The 18,209-nt window shown below is 72.1% G+C and carries 13 protein-coding genes, 2 pseudogenes and 1 other annotated feature; of the genes and pseudogenes, 11 read left to right on the forward strand and 4 right to left on the reverse strand.

The genetic code is table 11. The features are described 5' to 3' along the window. Nucleotides 1–6 precede the first annotated feature (6 nt). Entirely contained in the window at nt 7–4,266 is a 4,260-nt protein-coding gene (locus tag AVL62_RS16450) for a PQQ-dependent sugar dehydrogenase (protein ID WP_083518656.1), read from the reverse strand. Nucleotides 4,267–4,417: 151 nt separating this feature from the next. Here AVL62_RS16450 and AVL62_RS03860 point away from each other — a divergent pair, with 151 nt between their 5' ends. From AVL62_RS03860 to AVL62_RS03905, 10 genes are all read left to right on the forward strand, one after another. Beyond that, entirely contained in the window at nt 4,418–5,146 is a 729-nt protein-coding gene (locus AVL62_RS03860; RefSeq protein ID WP_058890350.1) for an HAD family hydrolase, read from the forward strand. Between the two features lie 8 nt (nt 5,147–5,154). Continuing rightward, nucleotides 5,155–6,546 (forward strand): GTP cyclohydrolase II, encoded by a 1,392-nt coding sequence (gene ribA / locus AVL62_RS03865; protein WP_235585512.1) that lies wholly within the window; start codon nt 5,155–5,157, stop codon nt 6,544–6,546. After that, complete coding sequence (locus AVL62_RS03870) at nt 6,546–7,265, forward strand: CDP-alcohol phosphatidyltransferase family protein (protein WP_058890351.1); 720 nt, start codon at nt 6,546–6,548, stop codon at nt 7,263–7,265. Before ribA ends, AVL62_RS03870 begins: the two co-directional genes overlap by 1 nt. Next, nucleotides 7,262–8,287: a zinc-dependent alcohol dehydrogenase gene (locus AVL62_RS03875; RefSeq protein WP_058890352.1), complete on the forward strand. Its 1,026-nt coding sequence runs from the start codon at nt 7,262–7,264 to the stop codon at nt 8,285–8,287. The genes AVL62_RS03870 and AVL62_RS03875 overlap by 4 nt, the downstream gene beginning before the upstream one ends. Nucleotides 8,288–8,326: 39 nt before the next feature. Beyond that, on the forward strand, nt 8,327–8,707 hold the full coding sequence (locus AVL62_RS03880) for a 6-pyruvoyl trahydropterin synthase family protein (protein ID WP_058890353.1): 381 nt from the start codon (nt 8,327–8,329) through the stop codon (nt 8,705–8,707). After that, nucleotides 8,685–9,755, forward strand: a complete 1,071-nt coding sequence (locus tag AVL62_RS03885) for a glycosyltransferase family 4 protein (protein ID WP_058890354.1) — start codon at nt 8,685–8,687, stop codon at nt 9,753–9,755. Before AVL62_RS03880 ends, AVL62_RS03885 begins: the two co-directional genes overlap by 23 nt. Further along, entirely contained in the window at nt 9,749–10,606 is an 858-nt protein-coding gene (locus tag AVL62_RS17215; RefSeq protein WP_161937827.1) for a class I SAM-dependent methyltransferase, read from the forward strand. Before AVL62_RS03885 ends, AVL62_RS17215 begins: the two co-directional genes overlap by 7 nt. After that, nucleotides 10,603–11,532 carry a lysylphosphatidylglycerol synthase domain-containing protein gene (locus AVL62_RS17220; protein WP_058890356.1) on the forward strand — a complete coding sequence of 310 codons (930 nt, stop codon included), beginning with the start codon at nt 10,603–10,605 and terminating at the stop codon, nt 11,530–11,532. The genes AVL62_RS17215 and AVL62_RS17220 overlap by 4 nt, the downstream gene beginning before the upstream one ends. Nucleotides 11,533–11,624: 92 nt before the next feature. Next, complete coding sequence (locus tag AVL62_RS03900; protein WP_058890357.1) at nt 11,625–12,386, forward strand: hypothetical protein; 762 nt, start codon at nt 11,625–11,627, stop codon at nt 12,384–12,386. A gap of 73 nt (nt 12,387–12,459) precedes the next feature. Further along, nucleotides 12,460–13,173: a GAF and ANTAR domain-containing protein gene (locus AVL62_RS03905; protein ID WP_058890358.1), complete on the forward strand. Its 714-nt coding sequence runs from the start codon at nt 12,460–12,462 to the stop codon at nt 13,171–13,173. Nucleotides 13,174–13,185: 12 nt separating this feature from the next. Here the strand turns inward: AVL62_RS03905 and AVL62_RS03910 are convergent, their stop codons facing one another. Continuing rightward, complete coding sequence (locus AVL62_RS03910; RefSeq protein ID WP_058890359.1) at nt 13,186–14,871, reverse strand: ribonuclease J; 1,686 nt, start codon at nt 14,869–14,871, stop codon at nt 13,186–13,188. Nucleotides 14,872–15,118: 247 nt separating this feature from the next. Here AVL62_RS03910 and AVL62_RS03915 point away from each other — a divergent pair, with 247 nt between their 5' ends. After that, a complete protein-coding gene (locus tag AVL62_RS03915) occupies nt 15,119–16,246 on the forward strand; it encodes a tyrosine-type recombinase/integrase (protein WP_058890373.1) in 1,128 nt (375 codons plus the stop codon). 248 nt (nt 16,247–16,494) lie between these two features. Here the strand turns inward: AVL62_RS03915 and AVL62_RS16925 are convergent. Then, nucleotides 16,495–16,812 (reverse strand): annotated as a pseudogene (locus AVL62_RS16925) (transposase); the annotation flags it as partial. 46 nt (nt 16,813–16,858) lie between these two features. After that, nucleotides 16,859–18,156: pseudogene (locus AVL62_RS03925) on the reverse strand (IS3 family transposase). Further along, nucleotides 17,747–17,875, reverse strand: a sequence feature (AL1L pseudoknot). It overlaps the preceding pseudogene by 129 nt. Nucleotides 18,157–18,209: the final 53 nt, after the last annotated feature.

Here is an 18,209-nt window from a genome sequence, read left to right on the forward strand (position 1 = left end):
CGCGACTCAGGAGCAGCTCACCGCCCCGTGGTCCACCTCGTAGCGCTCGTAGTGGCCCACGCCGTCGTAGAACGCGTAGCCCGCGACGGTGACGGTCCCGGCCTCGATGGAGCCCTCGCCCGAGCGGAACACGTGGTAGACGGCCTTGCCGTCCTTGACGTTGGTCCACTTCTTGTCGCCGAAGGCGGTGGTCGCGCGGATGTCCACCCGGTGACCGTCCTCGTTGACGACGTGCACCGCGACCACGGCGGTCTTGTTGGAGCACTGCGCGTTGGTCGAGATCCGCAGGTCCACCTCGTCCGTGGGGGTCGCCGGGGCCACCAGCGTCAGCGCCGCGGTGTCCGAGGCGTTGCCGTGGCCCTTGGACCGGACCGACACCTTGATCGTGTAGTCACCGGGGGTGAAGCCGGAGACGTCGAACGAGGTGGCGAAGGTGCCGTCGGTGACCGGGACCTCCCGTCCGACGACCTTGCGGCCCTCGGCGTCCTGGAGCTCGGCATACACCGCCTCGACGTCCTTGCGCCAGCCGGTGCTTCCCGGGGTCGCCTCGCCCGTCACCTCGACGGGCTCGTCGGTCGCGACCTCACCACCACCGCCGGTGATGGTCACGCTCGGCTGCACCACCGGGACCTCGGCGCTGTCTCCCGTGACGGTGACGCCGCGGATCCGGCCGACGTTGTCGAAGGAGCCGAAGCCCACCCGGCCGGAGCCGAAGGTGTCGTCCGTGGCGGTGAGCAGCGGACGCTCCAGCCCGTCGAGGTAGACGGCGACCCGGCCGGTGTCGGCGCAGTGCACGAGCCGGACGTCGTGCCAGGCGTCGTCGGTGACCGCGGGCGGGGCACCGATGGTGCCGTCCCACTGGTCGTCGATCCGCTCCCGGTCGGCGCCGTCGACCTTGAAGATGCCGTTGTGCGCGTAGATGGTGTTGTCCTGCGACAGGTGCGCGTAGTAGTACTCCGTGTCCGACTGGTAGCCGAAGACGAGGATGACGTCCCTGTTGTTGACCGACACCGGCTCGTCGAGCCGCACCTGCGCGTCCATCACCACGGAGCCCAGCTCGGGCCCCTCGGTGAGCACGGCGTACTCGAACGGCCGGCGGATGCCGTCGTCCGGGTTGTCACCGGCCTCGGCCAGCACAACCGCGTCACCGGGGAACTCCCACTTCTCGGGGGTCCGCGGCGCCCAGTTCGAGGCGTCCATGACATCGGTGATGACCGTGTCACCGGGGGTGCAGCCCGGGTCGAAGACCGGCTGCTCCTCCGGGACCTCGAACAGCGCGTACTGCGCCGCCATCTGCTCGGCGGTCGGCACGGCGTCCAGGAACATGAGGTCGTCCATCCGGCAGTCGCAGGGGTTGCGCTCCTGGGTGTCCTGGGGGAAGCTCCCACCGATCTTGATCCCCGCGGGGTCGGTGTCGGAGGTCCGACCCGAGCCCCAGGGGTTGGACGCGGTGTAGTCGCCCTCGAGCGGCTCGCCGTTCATGTAGAGCGCCATCTCGCCCTCGACGAAGTCGAAGGTGGCGGCCAGGTGCACCCACTCGCCCTGCTCCAGGATCTCGTCCCAGGGCAGGTCGGCCGCGTAGGTCCAGGAGGAGGACCCGTCGACCCGGCGGCCCAGGGCCACGAGCTTCTGCTCGCCGCCCACGTCGATGACCTCCAGCAGGGCGCGCACACCGTGCCCGTCGGAGTCGCCCGAGAGGACGCCCGCCAGGCCGATCGCGTTGTAGCGGTCGTCCGGGTTCGTGGTGTTCGAGTTCGGTGCCGGCAGCTCGCCGGTGGGCTTGAACCAGCCCATGACCGTCGTCTCCTCGGCACCGGCGAAGCGGGACAGGCTCTGCACGCCGTCGGCGTCGTAGACCCCGGCCTTCCAGTCGTCGTCGGAGTCCTGGTCCGGGCTCAGCTGCTGCGTCTGCAGCGCCTCGCCGGCACCCGGGTATGCCGCGTCCGCCACCCGCATCTCCACCCCGCCGTTGACGAGGTCGATGTCGGTCCCGGACGGGCCCTGGTCGGCCTCCTGGGTGGCGTCGCCCTCGACCGGGTGGTCGAAGTCGTAGCGGGCCACGACGTCGGCGGCGATGTCCTCCAGGACGTAGGGCGAGGACAGGACGTCCTCGCGGGCGCCGGTCACCTCCCAGACCTTGCCGTCGGCCTTGGACACGAGGTAGAGCTCGCCGTCGGCGTCGGACCCGAAGCGCAGGTCGACCCGGCTGTCACCGACGAGCTCGGCGAAGGTGGTCTCCTCGCCGTCGGCGAAGACCCTGAGCTGCTCGATGTCGGCCAGGTCCTCGAGGTCGCCGTCGTTGCGGTTCATCTCGTCGGCCTCGGTGGAGAGCACCCACCCCCGGACCAGGTCCGTGAAGAGGTACTTGCCCTGCAGCTCCTCGATCTCGCCGCGGTAGACGAAGCCGCCGTTGAGCGCCACGCCCGCGTCGCCGGTCTGGCCGGGGTCGCGGTTGTGGTCGTAGGCCGCCACCGGGTAGGTGAAGTCGAACTGCTCGGCGTCGTCCTCGGGCAGCGGGAAGATCTGCCGGTTCTGCGCCACGAAGGGACCCTCGCGGTCGGACCAGCCGAAGTTGTCGCCCGGCTCCACGGCATACACCGACTCCACCTGCCACTCGCCGATGTGCCCGAGGTACATCGTGTTCTCGCCCTCGGGGTCCCAGCTGATGCGGTGCGGGTCGCGCAGGCCGACGGCGTAGATCTCGCCGAGGGCGCCCTCGGTCTCCACGAACGGGTTGTCGGAGGGTATGCCGTACTGCCCGTTGTCGCTGTCGTCGCCCATCGGGTCGATCCGGAAGATCTTGCCGTGCGGCGTCGCCAGGTCCTGCGGGTTGTCGTTGCCGACGCCGTTGCCGCCGTCGCCGGAGAGGATGTAGAGCATCCCGTAGTCGGGGTCGCCCGGGCTGACGGTCGGGTTGAAGGCGATCTGCTGCAGGGTGTGCACGCGGCCCGCGAACGGCACGCGCATCAGCTCACGGCTGGTGCCGGAGAAGACGTCGGCGGCGGGGTCGTCGGCGGTCCACTCGGTGACGACGCTGTGGTAGCCGGTGCCGCCGAAGGCGGGGAAGTCCGGCTCGTCCTCGGTGAGCGCGCTGCCGGCCTCGGTGTGCACCGTGTAGAAGATGCCGTTCTCGGCATACTCCGGGTGGTGCTCGACGAAGCCGAACCCGGTGCCCAGGCCCGCGTGGTTGTGGAAGTTGTCGACGAACTGGTCGCGGACGTTGAGGTAGGGGCTGTAGTCCCCCGTCTCCTTGTCCACCAGGTAGAGCATCTCGTTCATGTCCGGGATCGCCAGACGGCCCGAGCCGTCCGGGATCTCGTCCAGGTGGGTGATCCGGTTGTGCCGGATGAGCCGCTGGTCGCTGGCCGCCGGCGTCGTCGTGGACTCCGGGAGCTGGACGAGCTCCTCCACCTCGATGCCCAGGGTCGACGGCTCGGGGTCGGGCAGCGGGTTCAGCAGCGGTTGCTCGGGGATCTCCCCCGCCTCGCAGTCGGCGGGGTTGCCGCTCGGGATGGCGAGGTTCTCCCCCGCGGTGTCGATGCCCACGTCGTCCAGGTAGAGGTCGCCGGGGCTGCGTGAGCCGTTGATCCAGAAGAACCGGTCCAGGGCGCCGGAGACCGGGACCCGGAAGTCGAACTGCTCCTCGGCGCCGTCCGGGAGCCGGGTCTGCTCCTCGTAGGGGCCGCCCTGGCTGTAGACGGCGACCTCGTCGGCCGCGTTGTCGGCGACGATCCAGACGCACTGCCAGGAGTCCTGGCCCCAGATGCCGACGGACTCGAACGCCCCTCCGTCGCGGGCGCGGAGGATGTCGTCGTTCTGGTTGTTCACGTAGGCGCGGCTGTCGGTGTAGGTGCCGGGCACGTCCACGTCGGTGATCCCGAAGGAGGTGTCGACGGTCTCCGTGCGCAGGAACCGGAAGAACAGCGTCCCGGTCTCACCGTCCTCGATGGACGGGATCTCGCGGTAGGTCTTCTCCCCGGGCCCGTTGAGCTGACCCACGAAATTGTTCTGGTTGAGCGGGTCCTGCACCACCGAGGCGGCCGCCGAACCCACCCAGCCGTCCTGACCGTCCAGCGGGCCGGGGGTGTAGGTCTCGAAGTCGAGCAGGGCGGTGAAGTCGGCCGCCTCCTGGTCCGTCCCCCCGGCCTCCTGCGTGGCCGGCTGGACCGCCAGGGCGGCGGGTGCGAGGCCGGTGATGCCGACCGTCGTCGCGAGCGTGAGGGCTGTCCATCTCCGGGACCGGTGTGGTCGGAGCCGTGACGTCATTGTCTCTCCTTGCGTGCGTAAACGTTTGCGTCTTTGCCCTGACAGGTATAGGTCACCGCCTCCGGGGCTCACAAGGGTTTGCGTGAATTTACGTGCGGACCCCCGGAGGGTGTCGGTGGCCGGACGGGGTGACCTCGCTAGGGTCGGTCGGATGGAGACCGCCCGCCGCCTCGTCGAGGACGCCCGGACCCTGCTCGTCGACTTCGACGGGCCGCTCGCCCGGCTCTTCCCCGGGTCGTCCTGGGCCGAGCTGGGGGACCGGGTGCGGGCGGAGGCGCACCGGCTCGGGGGTCCGGGGCTGGCAGAGCGGCTGCAGGACGAGCCGGACCACGTGCAGTGCCTGCGCCTGGTGGACGAGCACTCCCCCGGCCTGCTCGCACCCCTGGAGCGGCTGGTCACCGAGCTGGAGCTCGACGCCGCCTCCCGGGTGTCCCCCCGACCCGGAGCGCTGGACCTCGTCGACCGGACCCTCGAGCGCGGTGCCTCGCTGGCCGTCGTCACCAACAACACCCCGCAGGTCGTGGCCCGCGTGCTGGACCGCGCCCGGCCGGGCACCAGCGGGCGGCTGCTCGTCGTCGGACGCTCTGCGGGCCGTGTCAGCGACCTCAAGCCGGCTCCGGACCTGCTGCTGCGCGCGATGCGCCTCCTCGACGCCCGGCCCGAGGACGCGGTCTTCCTCGGCGACTCGGTGACCGACGTGCAGGCCGGCCGGTCGGCCGGTGTGCCGGTGGTCGGGGTGGCCGAGGACGAGGGTCGTCGCCAGGAGCTGCTCGAGGCGGGCACCGTGGCCGCGGTCCCCGGGGTCGACGCGTTCGTCGTCCCGGGCGGTCGACACGCTGCTCACCCCTCCGCAGGAGAAGATCGCCGGCCACGACCATAATGTGGAGGATGGGTGAGCAGGCGAGAACCGCACCGCGGCGGGTCGAACGGGTGGCCGACACCCGTCTCCCGACCGACCACGCGACCTTCCGGATGACGGCATACCGCGACGACACGGGGATGGACCACGTCGTCCTCAGCCTCGGCGTGAGCGACGACGACGGCCCCGACCTCCCGCCCCCCCTGGTGCGGGTGCACTCCGAGTGCCTCACCGGGGACGCCCTCGGGTCCCGCCGCTGCGACTGCGGCGAGCAGCTCCAGCAGGCGCTCCACCTGCTGGCCCGCACGGGCCGGGGCGCCGTCGTCTACGCCCGCGGCCACGAGGGCCGGGCCATCGGACTCGCGGAGAAGCTGCGGGCCTACGCCCTGCAGGACCGCGGGGTGGACACGGTCGACGCCAACCTCGCGCTCGGGCACCCGGCGGATGCCCGCACCTACGACCACTGCGCCGCGATGCTGCTCGACCTCGGGATGCGCCGCGTCCGGCTGCTGTCGTCCAACCCGGCCAAGGAGCTCGCCCTCAGCGCTCTGGGGATCGAGGTCGTGGAGCGGGTGCCGCTCGTCGTCCCGGACCGCGAGGAGAACGCCTTCTACCTGGCCACCAAGCGGACGCGGATGGGCCACGACGAGGCCGACCAGGGCGAGTGGGAGCAGCTGCTCGCCGGGCGGATCCCGGCGTCCGGTGAGCTCGCCCACCGCTACGGCGACCTCAACCGGGCCGACGGCCCTCTCGTCCTGGCCCAGCTCGGCCAGAGCCTCGACGGCTTCATCGCCAGCCGCACCGGCGACGCCGCCTTCGTCACCGGGGAGCAGGACCGTGAGCACCTCCACCGGCTGCGCGCCCTCGTGGACGCCGTCGTCGTGGGCGCGGCCACCGTGGTCTGCGACGACCCCCGGCTCACCGTTCGCGCGGTGAGCGGAGCGCACCCGGTCCGGGTCGTGCTGGACCCGCGGGGCGTGACCCCGGCCGACGCCGCGGTGCTCACCGACGGCGCGGCGCCGACGCTGTGGGTCCGCGGGGGCGACACCCCCGTCGGCCCCGTGGGTGGGCACGTCGAGGTCGTCCGCTGGCCCGGCGAGGGCCCCATGGAGCCGCGCGCCGTGCTCGACCTGCTCGCCTCCCGCGGCCTCCACCGGGTGCTCGTGGAGGGTGGCGGACGGCTGGTGTCGGCCTTCGTCCGGGCCGGGGCCGTCGACCGGCTCTACCTCACGACCGCGCCGGTGCTCATCGGGGACGGGGTGCCGGGGCTCCGCGTCGCCGGCGAGGACCTGCTGTCCGACGCCCTCCGGCCGCCCGCACGCCGCTACCAGCTCGGGGACGACATGGTCACCGAGCTGGACCTCCGGCGCAGGGACGCCGTGCCCTCGACGCTGGCGGCCGACGTGCCGGACGCCAGCTGATGTCGGCACAGGCGCCCGCGGCACGGCTGCGCGGCGGCGGGGTGGTCGAGTCGGCCGTCGTCCTCCTCCCGCTGGCCCTGTGCGTGGGGCTGGTCACCCGCGTCGGTCCCGGTCTCGGCGTGGGCGTCCTCGCGGTCGCCGTCGGCCTGGTGGTACCGGTCGTGGCCACCGCGGCGCTGGTGCGTCGTCGCCCCGCGACGGTGAGCCCGCCGGACGTGGTCACCCTGGCGCGGGTCGCGCTGACGGGGGTGGTCGCGACCGCGACGGTCCTCGTCCTCGCCGGCCAGCTGCCCGCCCGCACGTGGGCCGTGGCGCTGGTCGTCGGGGCCGCGCTGCTGCTGGACGCCGTGGACGGGTGGCTGGCCCGGGCCACGGGCACCGCGAGCGCAGCAGGGGCGAGGCTCGACATGGAGTCCGACGCCGCCCTCCTGCTCGTCCTGTCGGCCCTCGTGGGCGCGACGCTGGGCTGGTGGGTCGTGGCCGTCGGAGCGATGCGCTACGTCTTCGTGCTCGCCTCGTGGGTGCGCCCGGCCCTGCGGGCGGAGCTGAGGCCGAGCCTGGCCCGCCGGACGGTCGCCGCCGTCCAGGGCATCGCCCTGTGGGTCGCCCTGGTGCCGGTCGTGCCCCCCGCGTGGGCCGCAGGTGGGGTGGCCCTGGCGCTCGTGGCGCTCGCCGCCTCGTTCGTCCGCGACGTCGTCGACCTGGAGACGCGCGGGTGAGCGCCGGAGCGCAGACGGCCCTGGCCTACTGGGCCACCGGGCCGGGCCAGGGCGAGCTGCGTGAGGAGCAGCTCGGCGAGCCGGGGCCGGGCGAGGCCCTCGTGCGGGCGTCGTTCAGCGGCATCAGCCGGGGCACCGAGCTGCTGGTGCGCCGCGGCGGCGTGCCCGACTCGCAGGTCGACCGGATGCGTGCGCCCTTCCAGGAGGGCGGCTTCCCCTTCCCGGTGAAGTACGGCTACCTGTCCGTCGGGGTGGTCGAACGCGGACCGCGGGAGTGGGTCGGGGCGCGGGTGTTCTGCCTGCACCCGCACCAGGACCGGTATGTCGTGCCCGTGGACGCCCTCACCCGGGTCCCGGACGAGGTGCCCTCGCCCCGCGCGGTCCTCACCGGCCCGACCGAGACGGCGCTCAACGCCCTCTGGGACGCCCCGCCGTGCGCGGGCGACCGCGTGGCCGTCGTGGGGGCCGGGCTCATCGGCGGCGCGCTCGCGCTGCTGCTGCACCGCTTCCCGCTGGCCCGGCTGCAGGTGGTGGAGGCCGATGCCGCCCGGCGTCGGCAGCTGGCCGACGTCGGGCTGGACGCGGTGGCCCCGCAGGAGGCGCAGGGCGACTGCGACCTCGTCTTCCACGCCTCGGCCAGCGAGCCGGGCCTCGCGCTGGCGCTCTCGCTCGCCGGGGACGACGCCGACGTCGTCGAGCTCTCGTGGTTCGGCTCCCCCGCACCGCAGGTGCCGCTCGGCGAGGACTTCCACTCGCGCCGGCTCCGGCTGGTCGCCAGCCAGGTCTCGCGGGTCGGGGCGGCCCGCCGCCACCGCCGGGACCCGGCGGCCCGGCTGGGCACCGCTCTGGACCTGCTGTCCGACCCCGCCTTCGAGGTGCTCCTCGGCGGGGTCCGACCCTTCGCCGCGGTCACCAGCGCCCTCGACGAGCTCGAGCACCACGACGACCTCGCCGGGTGCGTCCTGCTGGCCTACCCCGACGCGGACGGCACCGAGCCCACCACCCCCGGCCGGCACCCCTGACCCCCTGACCCCCTGTCCCCCCGTCCCACGAGGAGCACGATGTTCGGACTCACCGTCACCGACCACGTCATGATCGCCCACAGCCTGCCCGACCCGTTCTTCGGGCCGGCCCAGGGTCTGCACGGAGCCACCCTGGTCGTCGAGGCCACCTGGCGCCGCCGCGAGCTGGACGAGCACGGGGTGGTGGTGGACATCGGCGAGGCGGGGGGCCATCTGGCCGCGGTGCTCGACCCGCTGCGCTACCAGAACCTCGACGAGCACCCGGACTTCGCGGGCCGACTCAGCACGACCGAGGCCGTCGCCGCCCACGTCGCGCACGCGCTGGCCGCCCGCGCCGAGCCCGCCATCGACGGCATCGGCGTGGTGGTGCGCGAGCATCCGCAGGCCTGGGTGACGTATGACCTCGACCTCCGCTCGTGAGAACGCTGCCTCGCGGGCGCTGATCGTCCCCGGGGACCTCGCCGGGCCCAGCGGGGGCAACCACTACAACGACCGGGTCGTCCAGGAGCTCCTCGCCCGCGGGCTCGCGGTGGCGGTCGAGCACGTGCCCGGGACGTGGCCCCGACCGACCGAGGTGGACCGGTCGGTGCTGCGCGAGGCGCTGGGACGGCATACCGACGTCGTCGTCGACGGGATCATCGGGTCAGCCGCACCCGAGGAGCTGTCGTGGGCCCGGGTGCACGGCGTACGGGTCGCGGTGCTGGTTCACCTGCCGCTGCCCGCCGAGGGCGGTGCCAGCGCTCGGGAGCAGCGTCGGCTCGCGGCCCTGGAGAGGGCCGCCCTGCACGTCGCGGACACGGTGGTGGCCACCAGCGGCTGGGCCCGGGAGGACCTGCGCCGCCGCTACGGGCTGGCTGCCGTGCACTCCGTGCCCCCCGGGGCGGACGCGGCGACACCGGCGGGCGGGAGCACTCCCCCGCACCTGCTCCACCTCGGCGCGGTCACCCCCCGCAAGAACCCGCTCGCCCTGCTCGACGCGCTCCGGACGGTGGCGGACCGCCCCTGGACCGCCTCCCTGGTCGGGCCGGCCGGCCCGGACGAGACCTACGTCGCGGCGGTGCGGGAGCGGTCGGCGCAGCTCGAGGGGCGCGTCCGGGTGCTGGGTCCCCGCGCCGGCGAGGACCTCGAGCAGGTCTGGGAGGCCACCGACCTCCTGGTCCTGCCCTCCCGCGCCGAGACCTACGGGATGGTGGTGACCGAGGCGCTCGCGCACGGCATACCGGTCCTGGTCCCGGCCGGGACCGGGGCCGTCGAGGCGCTGCTGGGGTCCGGCGAACGAGACGGTCTGCCGTCGCCGGGCGCCGCCGTCGACGCCACCGACCCGGAGGCCTGGTCCCGGGCCCTGTCCCGGTGGCTGGACGACGGCGACGTCCGGCGCGCCTGGCGGGAGGCCGCGCTGGCCCACCGGGATAGACTCCGCGGGTGGGCCACGACCGCGACGGACGTCACCGAGGCGCTGGGGTGGTAGCCCGCCCGGTGCCCGCCGACTGGTTGGCACTGCGGCGTCGCGCCGACCACCGTGCCCGCGAGGAGGCTCGCGACCTGCTGGCCCTGCTCACCGACCACCTGCGGGCGCGCGGCGTCGACGAGACCGTGGTGGTCGACGTGGGGGCCGGCACCGGCTCGAACCAGGCCTGGCTCGCGCCGCGCCTGCCCGGACGGCAACGGTGGCTCCTCGTCGACCACGACGCCGACCTCCTCGAGCTCAAGACGGCGGCCGAGGCGGGCGACCGTGTCACGACCGAGCGGGCCGTCGCGACGGTGGAGGACCTGCCCTCCCTGGTCCCGCAGGACGGTGCCGTCCTGCTGACGTGCGCGGCGCTGCTCGACCTGCTGTCCGAGGCGGAGATCGAGACGCTCGCCGAGGTGGTGGCACCGGAGGCGGCGCCCGGTGCGGCAGCCCTGCTGAGCCTCAGCGTCACGGGCGAGGTCGCGCTCACCCCCGGCCACCCCGGCGACGCGGCCGTCACGGCCGCCTTCGACGCGCACCAGCGGCGGGAGGGTCGGCCCGGGCCGGACGCCGCGGAGGTCATGGCCCGCGCCCTGCGGCGGCGCGGGGCGCGCGTGGAGCTCCGGGCGACGGACTGGGTCCTGGACGCCGCGGACGAGCCGCTGCTGCGCCGTTACCTCGAGGACCGCGCCGCGGTGGCGGTCGAGCACGACCCCGGGCTGGCTCCCGTGGTGCGGGAGTGGCTGCAGGAGCGGTCGCACCAGCTCGAGACCGGCTCGCTCCGGGCGCGCGTCGGTCACCTCGACCTGCTGAGCCTGCCCCGCGGGGCCGACGACGAGGGTGCCGGCGCGGCACCGCGGAGCCGGTGAGCGACAGCCTCGTCGCGACCCGACCACGGCCCCGCCGCGGGCGCCTCGTGGTCGGGGCGACGCTGCAGGTGCTCCTCACCCTGGGCCTGCTGGGTGCCGTCGTCGCGTTGTGGGGGCTCAGCCCGTTCACCACCGCGGCGGGAGCACTGCCCTGGTGGGCGGTCCTGACCGGCCTCGGCCTGGGTGCCGCCGGGGTGGTCCTCCAGGCGCTGCGCTGGCGCATCGTGGCCCGGCACCACCGGATCTCCCTGCCCGTGGGGCCCGCCGTGGCCCGCTGCTGGCAGGCCGCCTTCCTCAACAGCGTGCTGCCCGGGGGCGTCGCCGGCGACGCGCTGCGCGCGGCGGACGACAGCAGCGACGCCCAGGCGCCGGACGGGCGGCGCGCGCTCGCCAGCGGCTTCGCCGCCGTGGCCGCGGAGCGTCTGGTGGGGACCACGGTCGTGCTGCTCGCCGCGGCGGTGGCGCTGCTGGGACCGGTCCCCCTGGTGGGGGTCGCCTGCCTGGCCGGCGCCGTCGTCACCGCGGCCGTGGCCTGGCGGTGGCTGCGGGTGCTGCCGCTGCGGGACCTCGCCCTCGTCCTGCTGCTGTCGGTCGCCGGGTGGGCAGCCTTCGTCGCGATGTTCGTCCTGGCCGTCGTCGTCGTCGCACCCGACGTGGAGGTGTCCCTCGCCCCGGGTCTGGCCACCGTCTCCGTCGCCGCGATGTCGGTGCCGCTCACCGTCGGCGGATGGGGGACGCGCGAGGCTGCCGCGGGATGGATCTTCATGGTGCGCGGGCTCGACATGGGCACCGGGGTCACGGTCTCGATCGGCTACGGCATCCTGGCGCTGCTGTCCACGCTCCCCGGTGCCGCGATCCTGGCCGTGCGCACCGCACCACGGCTCCGCGAGGTGGGCCGGGCCCGCACCCGTCGCGGCGCCGGGTGATGCCGCGCCCATCCCTGGTGGGGCTCGGCGCGTAGTACCCTGTTTCGAGCCTCCAACACAGCGGGCGTCCGACGTACCGTTGTGGGAGCAGCATGATGACGACGCCCCGTCAGGACCGGCCCCGCCTCGCGGTGGCCACGATCGTGCACCACGAGCACGAGGCCCTGCTCGGCCAGGTCGACGGGCTCGCGATGAGCACCTGGCCACCCGACCTGCATGTCGTGCTCTCGGTCAGCGACCGCGAGCTGACCCGCAACCGCCTGCCGATCCGGTCCGACCGCTGGGAGACGCGGGTGCCTCGGCTGCAGATGCCGGGTGGCACACGCCCGTGGGAGCACGAGGCCCTCGTGCGTGCCATGGACGCCGCCGCGGACAGCGACGCCGAGGTGCTGGTGTTCATGGCGGTCGACAGCATCCCTGCTCCCGGGCTGCTCCAGGCCTACGCGGAGCAGGCCGGGGACGTGCAGGGAACCCCACCCACCGTGCTGGAGGCGCAGGTCGTCGCCCTCGCACCGCCCGGCCCGCTGGGGTACCCCGTCTCGAGCGAGCTGGAGACGTGGGCCACCACCGAGGACCGCGGAGCCGACAGCCGGCCCGGCCCGACCCCGGCGTCCTTCGGCCTGCTCACGAGGCACTGGGACCAGGTGCGGGACTCCTGGCGCGAGCTCGCACAGGACGGCAGGGCCGCCGTCACCCCTGCCGCCGCAGCGATGGCCGGCGCCGGCTCGAGCCGGCAGCTGCGCGGGGCCGTCGTCTACCGGCAGCACCCTGCTGCCGCCACGGCGCGCTACATGCACGGGAGGGGCGACCAGCTCATCGACGAGAGCGACGGCACCGACTCGGTGTCGGCGTGAACAGCCGGGCAGCCAGCCACCGTCCACCGGGAGGGTGGCCCGGGCGGCTCCCGTCGGGCATACTGTCACCCCCATGAGCGCCGTCCAGAGCGACCTGCCCCGCCGCACCGCCGAGATGGCCCGGATCGTGCACGGCGAGCCGACCGTGGCGTTGACGGCCGAGGTGGTGGTCGGGCTGGCGATGTCCCTCGTCTCGGGGTGCGACGCGGCGGGTGTCTCCCTGGTCCGCAAGGGCAGGGTCCGCACCGTCGCCTCGTCCCACGACTGGTGCGCCGCGGGCGACCGGTGGCAGTACGAGCAGGCACAGGGCCCCTGCCTGGAGGCCATGCAACCCCACGAGTTCCTCATCGAGAGCACCGACCTGCGCTCCGAGGTCCGCTGGCCCCGCTGGACGCCTCGGGTGGTGGACGAGCTGGGGGTCCGCTCCATGCTGTCCTACCGCCTGTTCACGAGCTCGAGCCTGGTCGGCGCCCTCAACCTCTACTCGTTGACCCCGGACGCCTTCACCACCGACGACCACGCCGAGGGCCTCATCCTCGCCGGCCAGGCCGCGCTCGCGTTGTCCTCGAGCGAGAAGATCGAGAACCTCCAGCTGGCCGTGGACCGTCGTACGACCATCGGACAGGCGCAGGGTCTGCTCATGGAACGCTTCGACCTGGACAGCCAGCAGGCCTTCGACGTCCTGGTCCGGCTCTCCCGCGACAGCAACAGCAAGCTCTTCGACATCGCGCAGTCCATCGTCTCCACCCGACGGCTCCCGGAGCAACCGGCCCCGCAGGGCTCCTGAGCCGCTACGCCCTCAGGCGTCGATGACCACCGGCACCACGAGCGGGTTGCGACGGTGCGTGCGGAACGCCCACCGGGAGACGGCCCGCGCGATCCGCTGCTCGAGCTCGTGGGTGTCCCCGATGCCCTGGGCGGCGGCCTCGGCCAGCGCCTTCTCGATCGCCGGGACCGAGGCCTCGAACATGCGCTCGTCGGTGCCCAGGCCGCGCGCCACGAAGTCCGGTGCCTCGGTGAGCCTGCCCGTGTCGGCGTCGACGAGTGCGACGACGGTCACGGTGCCCTGCTGGCTGAGGGTCAGCCGGTCGCGCAGCTCGTCCTCGGTGACGTCCCCCACGTTGCCCGCCGAGACGTAGACGTAGCCGGCGCGGACCTTGCCGCTGACCCTCGCCTTCCCCTGCACCAGGTCGACGACCATGCCGTCGTCGACGACGACCACGTTCTCCGGGTGCATCCCCGTGGCGATGGCCAGGTCGGCGTTGGCACGCAGGTGCCGCCACTCACCGTGGACCGGCATGACGTTGCGGGGTCGGATGATGTTGTAGCAGTAGACGAGCTCCCCGGCACTGGCGTGACCGGAGACGTGCACCTTGGCGTTGCCCTGGTGGACGACCTTGGCGCCCCAGCGGGTCAGGCCGTTGATGATGCGGGAGACGGCGTTCTCGTTGCCGGGGATCAGCGAGCTGGCCAGCAGCACGGTATCGCCCTCCCCGATACGGATCTGGTGGTCGCGGTTGGCCATCCGCGACAGCGCGGCCATCGGCTCGCCCTGGGAGCCGGTGGAGACGAGCGTGACCTTCTCGGGCGGCAGGTTGTCGAGCTCCTTGACGTCCACGACCAGCCCGCGGGGCACCTCGAGATATCCCAGGTCCTGGGCGATCTTCATGTTGCGCACCATCGAGCGGCCGACGAAGGCGACCTTGCGCCGGTGCGCGGCGGCGGCGTCGATGACCTGCTGGATGCGGTGGACGTGGCTGGCGAAGCTGGAGACCACGATCCGCCCGGGCGCGGTGCGGAACACGGTGTCGATGGCCGGGGACAGGTCCTTCTCCGCGGTGGTGAAGCCGGGCACCTCGGCGTTGGTGGAGTCGACCATGAAGAGGTCCACACCCTCCTCCCCCAGCCGGGCGAAGGCGCGCAGGTCGGTGATCCGGTCGTCCAGGGGGAACTGGTCCATCTTGAAGTCGCCCGTGTGCAGCACCGACCCGGCCGAGGTGCGGACCATGACGGCCAGCCCGTCCGGGATGGAGTGGTTGACCGCGACGAACTCGCAGTCGAAGGGGCCCAGGGTCAGCCGGTCACCCTCGGCGACCTGCGTGGTCCTGGGCTTGATCCGGTGCTCCTTGAGCTTGGCGCTCACGAAGGCCAGGGTCAGGCGCGAGCCGACGAGGGGGATGTCCCCCCGCTCCTTGAGCAGGTACGGCACCCCTCCGATGTGATCCTCGTGACCGTGGGTGAGGACGACCCCGACGACGTCCTGCCACCGGCCCTGCAGGAAGGTGAAGTCGGGCAGGATCACGTCGACACCGGGCTGGTGCTCCTCGGGGAACAGCACGCCGCAGTCGATGATGAGCAGCTTGCCGCGGTGCTCCAGCACGGCCATGTTGCGGCCGACCTCGCCCAGGCCTCCGAGCGCCACCACCCTCAGGCCGTTGCGGGGCAGGGAGGGCGGGGCGCCCAGCTCGGGGTGCGGATGGCTCAACGGATCTCCTTGGTCTCGTGCTGCGGACACACCAAAGCCCCCGACCGGTATACCTGCTGGTCAGGGGCTTGTTGGTGGACGATACTGGGATCGAATCAGTTCCACCACCAAAACCCGATACTGATACTGACCTGCGGAAAGGGACTCTGACCTGCATGTACGGTCAACAGTATCGCATGACATGGGAGGACTTAAATCGACACCGATGTACTCTGATCCTGCACGTATCCTGCACGAGAGGAAGCACATGCCTGGTCGCAAGAAGCGTGGCTTCGGCCAGTTGCGCCGCCTCCCCAGTAAGCGATGGCAAGCGTTCTACACGGGGCCAGACGCTAGGTTGCACTACGCCGCGACCACCTTCGAGACCGCCGAAGACGCCGAGGCATGGCTGGCCGCCGAGCGTCGACTGACAACGGGCAATGAGTGGTCATCGCCCAAGGAGCGCGTGAGCATCCGACATCAGCGCGAGGCCACCACCCTCGCAGCTTACGTCGAGAGATGGCTGAGGCATCGCGAGCTCAAGCCACGCACCCGCGAGCACTATACGCAGCTCTTGGAGCGGCAGATCCTCCCAGCCCTTGGCGCGCTTCCACTCACGGCGATCACGCGCGAAGTGGTCAGGGACTGGTATGCCGATCTCGATCCCCAGAGACCGACGATCCGTTCACACGCCTACGGCCTGCTCCGCACCATCATGGGCACCGCGGTGCTGGACGAGAAGATCGCGGCAAACCCCGTGCACATCCGGGGTGCTGGGAACGCCAAGCGCGCCACCAAGACCGAGCCTGCAACCCTCGAACAGCTCGCCAGTCTGGTGAGCGCTATGCCGGAGCGCTACAAGGTCATGACACTGCTCGCCGCGTGGTGCGGACTGAGATTCGGGGAGCTGACGGAACTGCGCCGCAAGGACGTCGACCTGACGAGCGGTGTCGTCAAGGTGCGCCGTGCCGTCACCCGCGTTGGTGGGAAGTTCGTCGTTGGCACCCCAAAGTCCCAGGCCGGGATCCGGGACGTGGCGATCCCCCCTCACCTGCTGCCCTCCGTGCGTGAGCACCTTGCCGCGAACGTGACAAGCCAGGACGGCCTGCTGTTTCCGGCTGCTGGCGACCCTTTGAAACACCTGGCTCCCGCCTCGCTCTACACAGTGTTCTACCGGGCTCGCGACGTCGCCGGAAGGCCTGATCTCCGCTGGCATGACCTGCGCCACACCGGCGCAGTGCTCGCTGCTCAAACGGGCGCGACGCTGGCCGAACTCATGGGCAGGCTAGGGCACTCCACCCCAGCCGCAGCGATGCGCTACCAACATGCTGCGAAAGGTCGCGACGCTCAGATCGCTGCAGCCCTTTCCGCCATGGCACAAGGCGACCCAGGATGATCTGGTGCGTCGACGCTGCTGGTGGGTGCCAGCGGCGAGAGGTGGGGGAAACTGCTCGCCAGTGCTCTGACCAGCATCAATGCTCGCTCCACTCCCCCTGTGTCAGCCCGGTGTCAGATTCGAGACCTGCAAGTCACGTTCCGGCCCGGAGGCCGTTTCCCTCTGGCTGAGGTGAAGCCACCCACGCTCCCAGCCTAAAGCGCCATGACTCTGAGCAACTATGAAGCGCCCCAGGTTCTCTGCCGTCCTCATGTGGGCTGCGGCTCGGGGTTGAGGGCAGCGTAGTGGACCTGCTCGAACTCGACCGGTGGGACGTTGCCCAGGGTCGAGTGGAGCCGGCGGTTGTTGTACCAGTCGACCCAGCCGGCGGTGGCGTACTCGACGTCGGCGATGGTCTTGTAGGGCCCGTCGTGGAAGACGGTGGTGCGGATGCACTCGGCCTTGTAGAGGCCGTTGACCGTCTCCATGAGCGCGTTATCGTACGCATCGCCGACGGTCCCGATCGAGGGACGGATCTCCTGCAGCGCGAGGTGCTCGGTCAGCCGGATGCTGGTGTACTGCTTGGGTTCAACCGGTCGTTGCAACACCGGGTTGTNNTGAACCGCCCCGGGTTCAGTGGAGAGTCGTGTGTGCTTCGGCGGCGGTTGCCGGCGAAGGGTTGTGGGCAGCGTAGTGGTCGTGTTCGTACGCTGCGGGTGCGAGGTAGTCGCACCATGAGTGCGGGCGGGTCGTGTTGTACCAGTCGACCCACCGCAGGGTCTCGAGCTCGACGTGTTCCAGGGTCTTCCACGGGCCGCGGCGGCGGATGAGCTCGGTCTTGAAGACGCGGTTGAGCGCCTCCGCGGCCGCATTATCGTAGGAGTCGCCCTTGGACCCGACCGAGGCGACGATGCCGAGCTCCTCGAGGCGCTCGGTGTAGCGGATGGCTCGGTATTGCACGCCGCGGTCGGCGTGGTGGACCAGGCCGGTCAGGTCGCGCCCCTGACGCTGGCGCTGCCAGATCGCCTGCTCCAGGGCGTCCAGGGCCAGGTCGGTGTGCAGCGAGGCGGTAACCCTCCATCCGACGATGCGTCGGGAGTACAGGTCCATCACGAACGCGACGTAGACGAACCCGGCCCAGGTCGGCACGTAGGTGATGTCGGCGACCCACCGGTCATCCGGGGCCGCAGCGGTGAAGTCCCGGTTCAGCTGGTCGGCCGGGTGCCCGTCCTTGGCCGATACCGTCGTCCGGGGCTGCTTGTGGTCGCCGGCGACCGCGCCGACCAGGCCCAACGCCTTCATCCGCCGGGCCACCGTGCACCGCGCCACCGGTGGGTAGCGCACACCGGTCGGCTCGCCGTGCTCGTCCAGGACGTGTTGCCGGTTCAGCACCTTCCACATCTTCATCACCCCGAAGACCTCGTAGTTGGCCTCGTCGGTCGCCCTGATCCGCTCATCCAGGGCCGCGTCGGCCAGCGCCCGGCTCGACGGGGGACGTGTCTTGGCCGCGTAGTACGTACTCGGGGCGATCTTCGCGCCGGCCTCGGTGAGGACGGTGCAGATCGGCTCGACCCCGAACTGGTCCTTGTGCTCGTCGATGTAGGAGATCAACGACTCGATGGGCGGTCGAGCTCCGCCGCGAAAAAAGCCGACGCCGACCGCAGGATCGCGTTGGCCCGGCGTAGCTCCCGGTTCTCCTTCTCCAGCTGCACGAGCCGCTCGTGCGGATCAGCCGCCGTCGCCGACGACCCCGCTGCCGGTGCTGGGCCACGGAACCAGTTCCGCAGCGTGGCACCCGGGATGCCCAGCTGCTCACCCACCTGGTTGCAGGCGCGCTTGACCGGCAACCCCGGACTCTCCCGGATCGTCTCGTTCACCGCGCGTATCGCGCGCTCACGCAGCTCGTCGCTGTACTTCCTCGGTGCAGGCATGACTCCACTCTCCCGTAGAAATCAAGACCCTCCACCAAACCCGGGGCGGTTCA

Origin of the sequence: Serinicoccus chungangensis (assembly GCF_001483745.1) — a bacterium.
GTDB classification, from domain to species: domain Bacteria; phylum Actinomycetota; class Actinomycetes; order Actinomycetales; family Dermatophilaceae; genus Ornithinicoccus; species Ornithinicoccus chungangensis_A.